The organism is Sphingobium anseongense (assembly GCF_037725245.1).
Classification (GTDB): Bacteria; Pseudomonadota; Alphaproteobacteria; order Sphingomonadales; family Sphingomonadaceae; genus Sphingobium.
In genome coordinates, this window is sequence record NZ_JBBJUL010000001.1 from 473,053 (window position 1) to 486,327 (window position 13,275).

The 13,275-nt window shown below is 65.8% G+C and carries 12 protein-coding genes; 5 read left to right on the plus strand and 7 right to left on the minus strand.

Features of this window, described 5'->3' with window-relative positions; genetic code table 11:
• The first annotated feature begins 20 nt into the window (after positions 1 to 20).
• A complete protein-coding gene (locus WG908_RS02320; RefSeq protein WP_340184919.1) occupies positions 21 to 677 on the plus strand; it encodes a glutathione S-transferase family protein in 657 nt (218 codons plus the stop codon).
• A gap of 86 nt (positions 678 to 763) precedes the next feature.
• On the opposite strand, the gene WG908_RS02325 is transcribed toward WG908_RS02320, so the two are convergent.
• The 4 genes from WG908_RS02325 to WG908_RS02340 all read right to left on the minus strand — a co-directional run bounded on the left by WG908_RS02325 (position 764) and on the right by WG908_RS02340 (position 5,248).
• Positions 764 to 1,465 carry a glutamine amidotransferase gene (locus WG908_RS02325; protein WP_340184920.1) on the minus strand — a complete coding sequence of 234 codons (702 nt, stop codon included), beginning with the start codon at positions 1,463 to 1,465 and terminating at the stop codon, positions 764 to 766.
• Between the two features lie 100 nt (positions 1,466 to 1,565).
• Entirely contained in the window at positions 1,566 to 1,817 is a 252-nt protein-coding gene (locus tag WG908_RS02330; protein WP_340184921.1) for a CBU_0592 family membrane protein, read from the minus strand.
• Between the two features lie 131 nt (positions 1,818 to 1,948).
• The gene (gene acnA / locus WG908_RS02335) at positions 1,949 to 4,618 is read right to left on the minus strand and encodes an aconitate hydratase AcnA (RefSeq protein ID WP_340184922.1); all 2,670 of its coding nucleotides are present in this window, start codon (positions 4,616 to 4,618) and stop codon (positions 1,949 to 1,951) included.
• A gap of 195 nt (positions 4,619 to 4,813) precedes the next feature.
• Positions 4,814 to 5,248, minus strand: coding sequence for a DUF6438 domain-containing protein (locus WG908_RS02340; RefSeq protein WP_340184923.1), 435 nt, complete (start codon positions 5,246 to 5,248; stop codon positions 4,814 to 4,816).
• A 159-nt stretch (positions 5,249 to 5,407) separates the two neighbouring features.
• Here WG908_RS02340 and rph point away from each other — a divergent pair, with 159 nt between their 5' ends.
• Entirely contained in the window at positions 5,408 to 6,124 is a 717-nt protein-coding gene (rph, locus tag WG908_RS02345) for a ribonuclease PH (RefSeq protein WP_340184924.1), read from the plus strand.
• A gap of 88 nt (positions 6,125 to 6,212) precedes the next feature.
• Positions 6,213 to 6,842, plus strand: coding sequence for an RdgB/HAM1 family non-canonical purine NTP pyrophosphatase (rdgB, locus tag WG908_RS02350; protein WP_340184925.1), 630 nt, complete (start codon positions 6,213 to 6,215; stop codon positions 6,840 to 6,842).
• 142 nt (positions 6,843 to 6,984) lie between these two features.
• On the opposite strand, the gene WG908_RS02355 is transcribed toward rdgB, so the two are convergent.
• Entirely contained in the window at positions 6,985 to 7,662 is a 678-nt protein-coding gene (locus tag WG908_RS02355) for a CAP domain-containing protein (protein WP_340184926.1), read from the minus strand.
• Here WG908_RS02355 and hemW point away from each other — a divergent pair.
• Positions 7,661 to 8,845 (plus strand): radical SAM family heme chaperone HemW, encoded by a 1,185-nt coding sequence (gene hemW / locus WG908_RS02360; protein ID WP_340184927.1) that lies wholly within the window; start codon positions 7,661 to 7,663, stop codon positions 8,843 to 8,845. The genes WG908_RS02355 and hemW overlap by 2 nt on opposite strands.
• Before the next feature lie 8 nt (positions 8,846 to 8,853).
• Here hemW and WG908_RS02365 read toward each other — a convergent pair whose 3' ends face one another.
• Positions 8,854 to 10,329 carry a tetratricopeptide repeat protein gene (locus tag WG908_RS02365; protein WP_340184928.1) on the minus strand — a complete coding sequence of 492 codons (1,476 nt, stop codon included), beginning with the start codon at positions 10,327 to 10,329 and terminating at the stop codon, positions 8,854 to 8,856.
• Positions 10,330 to 10,407: 78 nt separating this feature from the next.
• Complete coding sequence (ada, locus tag WG908_RS02370; protein WP_445326646.1) at positions 10,408 to 11,520, minus strand: bifunctional DNA-binding transcriptional regulator/O6-methylguanine-DNA methyltransferase Ada; 1,113 nt, start codon at positions 11,518 to 11,520, stop codon at positions 10,408 to 10,410.
• A 101-nt stretch (positions 11,521 to 11,621) separates the two neighbouring features.
• On the opposite strand from ada, the gene WG908_RS02375 reads away from it, so the two are divergent.
• Positions 11,622 to 13,169 (plus strand): S1C family serine protease, encoded by a 1,548-nt coding sequence (locus tag WG908_RS02375; RefSeq protein ID WP_340184930.1) that lies wholly within the window; start codon positions 11,622 to 11,624, stop codon positions 13,167 to 13,169.
• The last annotated feature ends 106 nt before the right edge of the window (positions 13,170 to 13,275 follow it).

A 13,275-nucleotide genomic window follows, 5' to 3' on the forward strand; every position in this document is an offset into this window, starting at 1 on the left:
TCTTTGCATGGAGAGGGTATATGGCAACCGCCGAGTTAAGCCTGTCGAGCAAAAATTACTCCTCCTGGTCATTGCGGGGATGGCTGTTGTGCCGATTGGCGGGCCTGCGGGTCATCGAACGCATGGTGGCGCTCGACGACCCGGAAAATCGCGCGGAACTGCTGCTGCTGACTCCGTCGGTGCTGGTCCCGCGGCTCGATCATGAAGGCGCAAGCGTGTGGGACACGCTGGCCATCGCCGAATATCTGCATGAGATGTATCCGGGCGCCGGCATGTATCCCGACGACCGTATCGTCCGCGCGCATTGCCGGTCGGTGTCGGGCGAAATTCATTCGGGCTTCGCCAACCTGCGATCGGCGCTGCCGATGAACCTGCGCGTGCGGCACGAGAAATTCCCGATCTTTTCAGGCGCCAAGCCCGATATCGAACGGGTCGAGGCGATCTGGGGCGAATGCCTGGTCAATTATGGCGGCCCCTATCTGTTCGGGGCGAAGCCGACCGTCGCGGACGCCATGTTCGCGCCGGTCGCCCAGCGGTTCCTGACCTATGCCGTGCCGATGTCGCCGGTCGCCGCCGCCTATTGCAATACCATCGCCGACTGGGACCTGATGGCCGAATGGATGGAAGCGGCGCTGGCCGAACCTGAAGAAATGGAAGAACTCGATATCGAGTTCTAGCAGGCGGCATCGTCGGCCGGCCTGGACGATGGGGCAGACAAAGGCAAAGGAGCATGATCCGATTGCGATCGGGTCAGGCTCATGCGCTAGCTGTCAAGCGCCCCCAGCCATTCGCCGATCATCGCGCGCCCGGCGGCGACCGCGCCCGGTCCGTGCCGGGCATGATCGGCGCGCAGCGCATGGCGGCACGCGCCGGCGCAATCCAGATCGGCCCAGAAATGGGTCAGCCATTCTTCAAATCGCGGGTCTTCGCCCATTTCGGCGTGAAATTGCAGCGCCAGCAGATTGCGGCCGCGCCGAAACGCCTGGTTGGCGTAGGCGGGCGTGGACGCCAGCCGCTCGACCCCATCGGGCAGGTCGAACGTATCGCCATGCCAGTGGAGCACCGGGACGCCGGCCAGATGGCGCAGCGGGGAAGCCGCACCGGATTCGTTCAGCGTCACCGGCGCAAAGCCCAGTTCGGTCGTGCCGCCGGGATAGACCCGCGCGCCCAGCGCCGCCGCGATCATCTGGCTGCCAAGGCATACGCCCAGCGTGGGCCGGTTTTTCGCGATGCGGGTGGAAAGCTTGTCGATCTGCACCGGTATCCAGGGATGGATATCGGCTTCATAGACGCCCATCGGCCCGCCCATCATGATCAGCAGGTCTGGCTCTGACAGATCCACCTCGGGAAAATCGGTGCCCGCCACATCGACCCGTTCGATATGATAGCCCGCCGCCTCGATCGGCTGAAGGAAGCCGGCGGCGCCTTCGCGGGGGACATGGCGGACGATGAGGGCAGTTTTCATGATGCGAAAATGGCGGGGCCTTGCGATGGTCTTCGCCCTGCTTCTATGATCCGCCGCCGCGCCGCGCCAGTGAGTTGAACTTGGGCGGGCGATATGCCCGCTATGCCCGCCTGCGTCGCGCTATCCGCCACAGGGCGGCGAGGCCGATCGCGCTCCACACGATATTGAGCACCATCGAGGGGATAGCGCCATGCCACCAGGTATTGACCACGAAGAAGGCCGCCCCCACCGCGTTCATCCCCTGAAACGCGGGAGAATTGCCCGACAGACGGCCCGCCGAAACGAGGACATAGGCGCTCAGCACCAGCACCGCGCCGATCCAGCCGACGATTTCCACGAGCAGATCGATCATTGGCCACACCCCTTCAAGTCAGAGACTGTCATTCGCGGCATATCCGCATGGACGATGCCGAAACGGCACATCGAAAAAAGACCCCCTCCTTGCGGAGGGGGCCTTTCGATCCGGGGATGCGCAATCAGCGATCAGGCCGCGAGCTTGCGCAGGACATATTGCAGGATGCCGCCGTTCAGGAAATATTCCAGCTCGTTGATCGTGTCGATCCGGCAGAGCGCGGTGAAGGTGAAGGTCGATCCGTCGGCGCGCTTGACGATCACGTCGACGTCCTGGCGCGGCTTCAGGCCAGCGACATTCTGGATGGTGAAGGTCTCGTCGCCCGTCAGTCCGAGCGAATCCCTGCTCTCGCCATTCTTGAACTGAAGCGGCAGTACGCCCATGCCGACCAGGTTCGAACGGTGGATACGCTCGAAGCTTTCGACGATGACCGAGCGGACGCCGAGCAGGTTGGTGCCCTTGGCCGCCCAGTCGCGCGACGATCCGGTGCCATATTCCTTGCCGCCGATGACGACCAGCGGCGTGCCGTCCGCCTTGTGCTTCATCGCCGCGTCGTAGATCGGCAGGACTTCGCCTTCATAGCGGGTCATGCCGCCTTCGACGCCGTCCAGCATCAGGTTCTTGATGCGGATATTGGCGAAGGTGCCGCGCATCATGACTTCATGATGGCCACGGCGCGCGCCGTAACTGTTGAAGTCGGCCTGGGCGACCTGATGTTCGGACAGCCACTTGCCCGCCGGGCTGGACGCCTTGATCGAACCGGCCGGCGAGATGTGGTCGGTCGTGATCGAATCGCCGAAGATCGCCAGCGGCTTGGCTTCGATGATGTCGTGGACCGGCGCCGGGGTCATGCTCAGCCCTTCGAAATAGGGCGGGTTGGCGACATAGGTGGAACCGGCGCGCCAGCTATAGGTGTCCGATCCGGTCACGTCGATCGCCTGCCAGTGGGCATCGCCCTTGTAGACATTGGCGTAGCGCGCCTGGAACATCGCGCGGTCCATGCAGCCGGCCATGGTCGTGGCGACTTCAAGGTTGGTGGGCCAGATGTCCTTGAGGTAAACATCGTTGCCCGCGGTGCTGACGCCGATCGGCGTGGTGATGAAATCCTCGATCACCGTGCCCTTGAGCGCATAGGCGACGACCAGCGGGGGCGAGGCCAGGAAGTTGGCGCGCACGTCAGGCGACACGCGGCCTTCGAAATTGCGGTTGCCGGAGATGACGGCGGCGGCGACCAGGCCGTTTTCGTTGATCGCCGCGCTGATCGCGGGCGCCAGCGGACCGGAGTTGCCGATGCAGGTGGTGCAACCATAGCCCACCAGATTGAAGCCGACGGCGTCCAGATGCGACTGGAGACCGGCGCGTTCCAGATAGTCGGTGACGACCTGGCTGCCGGGGGCAAGCGAGGTCTTGACCCAGGGCTTGGGCTTCAAACCCAGTTCGTTCGCCTTCTTGGCGACGAGGCCGGCGGCGACCAGAACGCCGGGGTTCGACGTGTTGGTGCAGCTGGTGATCGCGGCGATGGTGACGTCGCCGTCGCCGATGTCGAAATCCTTGCCCTCGACCGGAACGCGCTGCTGCGCCTTCTTGTAGACATTGGCCATGTCGGCATTGAACACGTCATCGACTTCCGGCAGCGACACGCGGTCCTGCGGGCGCTTGGGACCGGCAAGGCTGGGAACGACGGTGGCCAGGTCCAGTTCCAGCGTGTCGGTGAAGACCGGGTCGAGCGCCGGGTCGATCCAGAAGCCCTGCTCCTTGGCATAGGCTTCGACCAGCGCGATATTCTCGTCGGTGCGGCCGGTCAGGCGCATATAGTCGAGCGTCTTGTCGTCGATGCCGAAGAAGCCGCAGGTCGCGCCATATTCGGGCGCCATGTTGGCGAGCGTGGCGCGATCGGCGAGGCTGAGCGAGGCAAGGCCGGGGCCGAAATATTCGACGAAGCGGCCGACCACGCCCTTGGCGCGCAGCATCTGCGTAGCGGTCAGCACGAGATCGGTGGCGGTGACGCCTTCCATCATCTCGCCGACCAGCTTGAAGCCCACGACTTCGGGGATCAGCATGGACACGGGCTGGCCCAGCATCGCCGCCTCAGCCTCGATGCCGCCCACGCCCCAGCCCAGAACGCCCAGGCCGTTGATCATCGTGGTGTGGCTGTCGGTGCCGACGCAGGTGTCGGGATAGGCGACGAGCGTACCGTCCGGCGCTTCGCTCGACCACACGGCCTGCGCGATATTTTCCAGGTTCACCTGATGGCAGATGCCGGTGCCCGGCGGCACGGCGTAGAAATTGGCGAGCGACTTGCTGCCCCATTTGAGGAAGTCGTAGCGCTCCATATTGCGCTGATATTCGATTTCCACATTCTGTTCGAACGCCTTGGGCGTGCCGAATTCGTCGACCATGACCGAATGGTCGATGACGAGGTGGACGGGCACCTGCGGGTTGATCTTGCTGGCGTCGGCGCCCAGCGCGTTCATCGCGTCGCGCATCGCGGCGAGGTCGACGACGCAAGGCACGCCGGTGAAATCCTGCAACAGCACGCGGGCGGGGCGATACTGGATCTCGCGCTCGGCCTTGCCCCTGTCCTTCTGCCAGTCGACGATCGCCTGGATGTCATCGGTGGTGACGGTGACGCCATCTTCGAAGCGGAGCAGGTTTTCGAGCAGCACCTTCATCGAGAAAGGCAGCTTTGACACGTCGCCGAGCTTCGCCGCCGCCTTTTTCAGCGAATAATAGGCAATGTCCTTGCCCCCGACATTCAAAGTGTCGCGTGTGCCCAGCGTATCCTGTCCGATGGCGGTCATAAGTCGTGCGTCTCCTCGCATGTGCCCCGGCCGCGCGGCTATGGGGGGAGACGCAATGCCATCCCCTCCCCTTGCTCTGCGGGGGAGGCGACGGGAAGCGTATCAACCGGCGGTCAAAAGCGGATGGTCCCGATGTTGCAGCGCCATAGCGAAAGCGGCCCACGAGTCAATCGGAAGCGCCGGTGCCGTGACGCTTCAGGGACGCGCCTTGAGCATCGGTGCGATGTCGAGCGTCCGCGGCGTCGCAACCAGCGCCGCGCGCAGCCTGGCATAGCGCGCATCCTGGCAGCCCGACTGGAAATCCAGTTGCGTCCTGCTTGCCCCGGCCTGGTCCCACGCGATCTTGTAGGTCGGCATGTCGGTAGCGAAGCGCGTGCAATGTTCCTTGCCGCCGATCCGCTTGGCCGTGCCCGTCGCCGGTCGGAACGGCGCGAGCGCGGCCCTCAGCCTGCGATATTGCGCGGCGGTGACGGTAAAGCGCGTGGGGCCGGGCACAGCCGTATTTTTGCGCGGTTCGAGCAGGCCCGATCCGTCCGGCGTCACGGTGACGCTATAGCTTGGACAGACGCCGAAGCAGGGTCCGGCCGCGATGCTTATCGTATCGCCGGGGGTCCCCGGCCGGGACGTCACGACATCCCCCCCGGCACTTGCGCACGCCCCGAGCATCAACACCGCCGCCCCAACCCACATCCGCTTTCCCGCCAACATCGCCTGTCCGTCCTTTTTTTGTCGCCTCTGCGCCCACGCGGCGCTAAGCCCGCGCGCTTAACGCTTCGGAGAATAATATATATGCGTCCCTCAGGCCGCGCGCCCGATCAAATGCGCGATATCACAATGGAACCCGGTTTCACCATTCATGCCGAAGGCAGCTGCCTGGTCAGCTTTGGCGACACCCGCGTGCTGTGCACCGCATCGGTCGAGGAAAAGGTGCCGCCCTTTCTGCGCGGCAAGGGATCAGGCTGGGTCACGGCGGAATATGGGATGCTGCCCCGCGCCACCCATACGCGCGGCAGCCGGGAGGCCGCCAAGGGCAAGCAGTCGGGCCGCACCCAGGAAATCCAGCGCCTGATCGGTCGCAGCTTGCGCACCGTGGTGGACATGAAGAAGCTGGGCGAGCGCCAGATCGTGATCGATTGCGACGTCATCCAGGCCGATGGCGGCACCCGCACGGCGGCGATCTCCGGCTCGTGGGTCGCGCTGCGCATCGCGGTGGACAAGCTGCTGGCGTCCGGCGCGCTCAAGGAAGACCCGATCATCCAGAAGGTCGCGGCGATCAGCTGCGGCATCTATGAAGGCACGCCGGTCCTCGACCTCGACTATGCCGAGGACAGCAATGCCGAAACCGACGCCAACCTGATTCTGACCGGCGACGGCAAGTTCGCCGAAGTCCAGGCCACCGCCGAGGGCGCGGCCTATGACGAGGAAGAACTGCTGCGCCTGCTGCGCCTGGCGCGCATCGGCTGCGCGAAGATCTTCGCGGCGCAGGATGCGGCGACCGGGCGGTAATTCAACCCCGTCCGGTTCGAGCCTGTCGAGAACCCATTTCGCAAATCCGCTTCTCGACAAGCTCGAAGCGAACGGAGATAATGCCCGCATGTCAGACGATTTCGGACAGGAACAGGCGATCCGCAAGCTGACCCCCGGCAAGCTGGTGATCGCCAGCCATAATGCGGGCAAGGTGCGCGAAATCGCCGCGCTGCTTGGCCCTTATGGCATCGAGCCGATCTCCGCCGCGTCGCTCGACCTGCCCGAACCGGAGGAAACCGGCACCACCTTCATCGCCAATGCGGAACTGAAGGCGTTGCAGGCCGCCGACCTGTCCGGCCTGCCCGCGCTGGCCGATGACAGCGGCCTGTGCGTCGAGGCGCTGGGCGGCGATCCGGGACTGTTTTCGGCGCGCTGGGCCGGGCCGGGCAAGGATTTCACTCTCGCCATGCAGAAAGTATGGGACGGGGTAACCGCCAAAGGCCCGGACGCCGGCCATGACGCCCATTTCATCTGCGCTCTGGCGCTCGCCTGGCCCGACGGCCATGTCGAAGCGTTCGAGGGCCGGGTCGACGGCACGCTGGTCTGGCCGCCGCGTGGGGACAGGGGCTTTGGCTATGACCCGATGTTCGTGCCGCTTGGGTTCGATATCAGCTTCGGCGAAATGGACCCGGAGAAGAAACACGCGATGAGCCACCGCGCCGATGCGTTCAGGAAGCTGGTAGCGGCGGTTTTTTGACTGGCTCCTTCCTCCCCGTGCCGACAGGGGAATCTCATAGGACTTTTGCCATCCCTACAATGTCATCCTGAATTTATTTCAGCATGACGATCAAGGAGCGGGCAGTTGCATATGGGATAGCTCTGTCCTTGCCGGGGAGAAATTACCGGCCGCCGCTCGCCAGCTCGATCGGCGTTGCGGCCCCATCCAGCGGCCCTTGCCCGAACGCATTGCCCGCGGGAAAGTAGCGGCATACGAGATAGTCGTAGTTCGCGCCTTCCCCCAGTGCGCAGCCGACCTTGCGGGTGCCGCGCCAGATCATCTGGCTATAATGGCCGACATCCTGCCAGCGCCCGCTGGTGCTCAGGTCCGGCAGTTTGCCGTCGGCCCGAAACAGCCTTTTCTCGTCCGCAAAAGCGCCGATCATGACGTCATAGCCATAGAGGCGGCGCGGCCCCATCCACAGATTTTCGCCGCTGGGAATCGCCCGGCTGCCGCGCGGGCTGTGCCGGAACGCGCCGGTCCGCGCCATATCGGCGGCATGGCGCGCCGCGTCCGCCGCCAGCGCCTCGTCCCATTCCAGCGGCGCGACGCCGACCAGCGCGCGCTCGCCATTATGCGCGTCCAGCATCGCAGCGCGCAACAGCCGCTCGCCGCGGGCGGGCTCCGCCATGCCATAATGGGAAGCGGGCATGACCGCCGCGGTCGGCACGGCGGCAGGCGCGATCACCGCCGCCTTGCTGCCCGGCGCGCCGTCCGACGCCGCCTGCGCCCCGCTCGCAAACAGCGACGCAGCCCATAGCCCCGCGCGCAGAATCGGTTTAGGGCCGCCCCCAGCCATGTCGTTCCATACCCCCGAAATGTCGCCGGCCCGCACCGACGCCCAAGCCCTATATATTCACTGGCCCTTTTGCGTATCCAAATGTCCCTATTGCGATTTTAACAGTCATGTGCGTGACCGGATCGACACAGCGGCCTGGGAAAGCGCGCTGCTGGCGGACATGGCGCATGAGGCGCAACTGACCGGCGCGCAGGCGGGCGGACGGCCGCTCTCCTCCATCTTCTTTGGCGGCGGCACGCCATCGCTGATGCCCCCGGCGCTGGTCGAAACCCTGATCGCCGCCGCGCAGCGCCACTGGGGCTTCACCCCGGACATTGAAATCACGCTGGAGGCCAACCCCAATTCGGTCGAAGCAGCGCGCTTTGCCGATATTGCCGCCGCCGGGGTCAACCGCGTGTCGCTGGGCTTGCAGGCGCTCGACAATGACGCGCTGCATTTCCTGGGCCGTGCCCATAATGTGGACGAAGGGCTGGCCGCGCTGGCGACCGCGCAGGCAGCGTTTGCGCGGGTGAGCTTCGACCTGATCTACGCTCGCCCGGACCAGAGCGAGGCGGCCTGGGAAGCGGAACTCGCCCGCGCCTTGTCCTTCGGCACCGGCCATCTCTCGCTCTATCAGCTCACGATCGAGCCGGGCACGCGCTTTGCGACGCTGGTGGCGCAGGGCAAGCTGACCCCCGCCGATCCCGATCATGGCGCGACCCTGTATGAACTGACGCAGGCGATGACGGACACGGCGGGCATCCCCGCCTATGAAATCAGCAACCACGCCCGGCCGGGGCAGGAAAGCCGGCATAACCTGACCTATTGGCGCTATGGCGATTATCTGGGCATCGGGCCGGGCGCGCATGGCCGGCGCGGCGCGGTGGCGACATTGCGCCACAAGAAGCCGGAAAACTGGATGAGCGCCCTCACCCGCAACGGCCACGGCATCCAGAGCGAGCAGCCGCTGACTCCGGAGGAGCGTGGCAGCGAGGCGTTGCTGATGGGCCTGCGGCTGGGCGAGGGTGTCGATCTCGACCGGATCGCCGCCGCAACGGGCGTTCCGGTCGAACGGCTGGTCATCGACCGGGGGGTCGAACAACTGTCCGCGCTGGGCCTGGTCGAGCGGCGGAGTGAACGATTGCGGGTCGAACCGCGCGGGATGTTGCTGCTCGACGCCATCCTGCCGCAACTGGTCGCCTGACGCGGGACCTATTTTCCCTTCGCCACCGCGTCATATTCCGCCTTCATCCTGATCGCGGCCTCGCGCATGTCCGAAGCATGCGGCGAAAAGGCGATCGGGTCGAGCAGGCGCGACGCCGTGGCATAATCACCCTTGGTCGCCAGCGCGGTCGCCAGGTTGAATCGATAGGTCGGGTTTTGCGGCAAAAGCTGAAGCGCCCCGTTCAAACCGTCATAGCCAAGCGCGGGCATTGGGCCGCCCTTCATCGCGTGATAGCGGTAGTACAGGGCAAGCGGCACCGGATTTGCGGTGTCGGCGCGGTTGGCGCGGACGATGGCGGTGAGCGCCGCCTTCCAGTCCTCCGGCTTGTCGCTGTCATGCGCCCGGTCGAGCAATATTTCAGCGCGCGTCGCCTGGGCGTCGGACGAGGCCGCATCGAGAGCGACCGCCCGGTCGGCGGCGACGAGCGCGGCCGCCTTGTCCTCGATCAGCCATTCCGCCTCCGCCAATATCGCCGCGGCATGGGCGCTGGCGGGGAATTTGGCGGCGGTGGCGCGGATCGACTGGACGAGCGCGGGGCGTTCATCCCTGGGAACGCCGGCATAGAGGCGCAATTCATCCTCCATCAGCGCGGCTCGCGCCGGCTCGACCGCGCTGGCAGCGACATCGACAGCCGGCATTTGCGTGGGCTTGAACGTCGAAACCATCATTCGCGCCTTCATATAGGCGCGCAGTTCCTTTTCCAGTGCCGCCGTGCCACCCTCGAAATAGCCGTCCACCGTGACACCGGACACGCCGCTCACCATATCCTTCAGGTAACGTTGGAACTCCGCTCCGCGCTTATCATTATACTCGAAATAGTGGGTTACGAGCCACGCGGTGCCATAATAGCGGTCGCCCTGCTCAAGGCTTAACCCATCCGTTTCGCGCGCGAACAGCTCTGCCAGCGGAAAGATCGACAACGTGACCAGCGTGGGCGCGCGGGCCATCGGAACATTGCCAAATATGATTGACCCGTCCTTGGGAAATGTGATGACGGAGAAGAATTCGGCGAACCCCTCCACATACCAGGCGGGATAGGCGGCGGGGAAATAGTGCAGCATGAAATGATGCGTATATTCGTGGAACAGGATGTCCTCGGCGCCCACATCGAATCGATGCGCCTTGCGCTCGCGCGACAGCACCGCATAGCCGAAGCGGTCGTTGGTCCGGTAAAAGCCGTCGATGTTGCGATTGCGGGCCAGCGCCTTCACCTTGGCATCGCTGGACAGCAGGAACACCCGCACCGGATTGCCGACCTTTTCGTCGGGAGTCTTGGTGACCGTACGCAGCAGGAAGTCGAATTTTTCGAGCTTGGTCGCGAAGGTTTCGAGCTGGTCCGCGCTCACGTCGCCATAGACGGTGAAGTGCGGCGCTTTGACCTGATGCCATTCCGCCCGCGCCGCGCCCGGCAGCAGCAGGCCGGCGGCCAGCGCGAGCCAGCCTGCGCGAATGATATGTCGCATTGAAACCCCCTGCCGTTCCATGTCCGGGTCTGGCGCAAAGCGGCGAGCAGGTGAAGCGAAAAAGACACCAGTGCGGCTCTAACCCTTGCGTTCCCGCTCCAGCAGGCGCGCCTTGCGGTCCAGCCCCCAGGCATAGCCGCCCAGCGTCCCGTCGGCGCGCAGCACGCGGTGGCAGGGGACGAGCAGCGCCAGCGGATTGTCGCCGCATGCCGTGCCCGCCGCACGGATCGCACTCGGTCTGCCGATGGCGTCTGCGACCTGCTTGTAGGTGCGCGTTTCGCCGGGCGGGATAGCGCGCAGCGCGCTCCACACCGCCTGCTGGAAGGCGGTGCCCTGCACGTCCATGGGCAGGCTGGCGCCACGCGCGGGCGTTTCGGCCAGCGCCACGACCTGATCGGTCAGAACGTCCAGAGCCCGATCGGCGGGCAAGATGTCGGCATGGGGAAAGCGGCGACGCAAATCGGCCTCGCCCTCGTCGAAGGCGATGCGCACCAGGCCCTTTGCGGTGGCGGCGACCAGTATCGGTCCCAGGCTGCTGGGCGCGACGCGATAGCGGATGGTGACGCCCCGGCCGCCATCGCGCCAGGCGCTGGGCGTCATGCCCAGATGGCGCGCGGCGTCGGCATAGGCGCGACTGGGCGCGTTATAGCCGGCCGCATAGATCGCATCGGTAACGCTTCCCCCGCTGTCCAGCGCGTTCGCCAGCCGGGCGGCGCGCAGGGCGCGGGCGTGCGCGGCGGGGGTCAGGCCGGTCGCGCGCTTGAACAGGCGGTGGAAATGATGGGGGGCATAGCCGACATGAGCGGCGATGGCGTCGAGCGAGAGCGGCGTATCAGCCGCCGCGATCAGCGCGAGCGCGGCTCCGACCGCGGCCACGTCCCGCCCCTGTTCGTCCGGGCGGCAGCGCAGGCAGGCGCGGAACCCCGCCGCCCGCGCCGCCGCCGAATCGGGGTAGAAGCACATATTTTCGCGCCGGGGATGGCGCGCGGCGCAGCTTGGCTTGCAATAGATGCCGGTAGAAGTCACCGCGCCGACAAACTGCCCGTCCATCGCCCGGTCGCGCGCCAGGAAGGCGGCCCAGCAGGCGTCATCTGTGGGCATGCGCGCGGCTGGAGACGGGGACGCGGCTGGAACCGGGCGCAAGTCCGGGGCCGAATCCAAGGTGGTCGCTGGGCGGGTCATCTGGTTCATGACTATCCGATAGCGCGACAACAAACACCATGCTTCCCGCCGCTTGCGGTCAAAGCTTATTGCCTAACGCTTCGCGCGCCAGCATAGGATGGCGCGAACCCATGGCTGCGCTCCTCCGCTCCCTTTTCATTCTTTCCATGCTGATCGGCGGCATCGCATCGGCGCGCGCCGAAAGCCAGGACATCGCCGCCGCCGCGCGCGGGGTGGTGCGCGTCGTGCTGGTCGCGACCGACGGCAGCGAAGCCTATTTCGTCGGCCATGGTTCAGGCTTTGCCGTCGCACCCGACAAGATATTGACCAACGCCCATGTCGTCGAACTGGCGCGCGAGGAAAAGAACCTGGTCATCGGCGTCATCCCGTCGGAAGGCACCAAGACCCATGGCGGGCGCATCGTCGCCTATTCGCCCGGCAACGACCTGGCGCTGATCCAGCTGGAGGAAGGGACGCTGCCGGTCAGCACCTTTTTTGCAGGCGCCGTGAGCGACGGCGCGCATGTGACCGCCATCGGCTATCCGGGCACTGTCGACCGCGCCCAGGGCCTGGGCCTCAAACAGATGGTCGAACCGATGGGCACGGTGAAGACCAGCGGCACTTTGTCGGCGGGGCGCAGCAGCCGCAGCTTCGACACGATATTGCACACGGCGCCGCTGGCGGCGGGCAACAGCGGCGGGCCGCTGGTCGACGATTGCGGCCGGGTGCTGGGCGTCAACAGCTTCGGTTCGGTATCGGACGGCAATGACGCCGAATTCGGTTTCGCCGTGTCGTGGCGCGAGGTCGCATCCTTCCTGCGGCAGGCGGGCGTGCCGGCGCTGCGCACGGTCGCGCCATGCCGGTCGATGGCGGAGGCCGATGCGGCCGATGCGGCCCTGGCCCAGCGCGAGGCGCAGGTGACCGAGGATTCGACGCGGGCAAGGACCGACGCCCAGAACGCCGCCCTTACCAAGGCGCGCGACGCCGCCGAGCGCGAGGTCATATCGGCGCGCGAAAATGCGATGGCGGGCGCGGCGGTGCTGTTGGCGTTCGCTGTGCTGGGGCTGGGCGCGGGCGGGCTGTTCTATACGCAGGGCAAGGAACGGCAGGCGATGTGGGCGATCGGCGGCGGCGGAGCGCTGCTGCTGGGGGCGCTGGCGATGTTCGTGCTGCGCCCCGGCTTCGACAGCGTCGACGCGCAGGTGCAGGTGCCGATCGACAATGGCACGACATCCAACGGCGCCTACGCCTGGGCAGGCGACAACATCTGTCGCATCGACATGGCCCGCAGCCGCGTCACCGTGTCGCAGCCGGTCGACCTGCCGTTTCACTGGGCCGAGGGCGGCTGCGTCAATGGCGATACGCAATATCTTGAACTGGGCACGCAATGGCAGCGCGTCGACGTGCCCGGCCAGGGCCATTATGCGACGCTGAGCCAGTTCGACCCGGCAAGCGGCACGCTCAAGGTTCAGCGCTGGCTGCCCGACGGCGAAATGATGGCCAGGCTGCGCGCGCTGGTGGCGCAGGCCGGGGCCGATGGCTGTTCGACCGACCCGGCGCAGCGCACCGCCATCGCCAGCCTGCAATCGGACATCCGCGCGCTGTTGCCGGCGCAGCCCAACGAACGGCTGGTGCATCATTGCCAGAAGGGTCGGCTGGCGCCGCAGGAGGGCGGTTGATATTCCGTCGGGCCAAGGGATAGGTTTCTCTGGAAAACCCTTGAAAGCGGTGGGACGAAAGCATCGCGAATGAATCGCGCCCGCCCGCTTGCATAGTCACAATCGC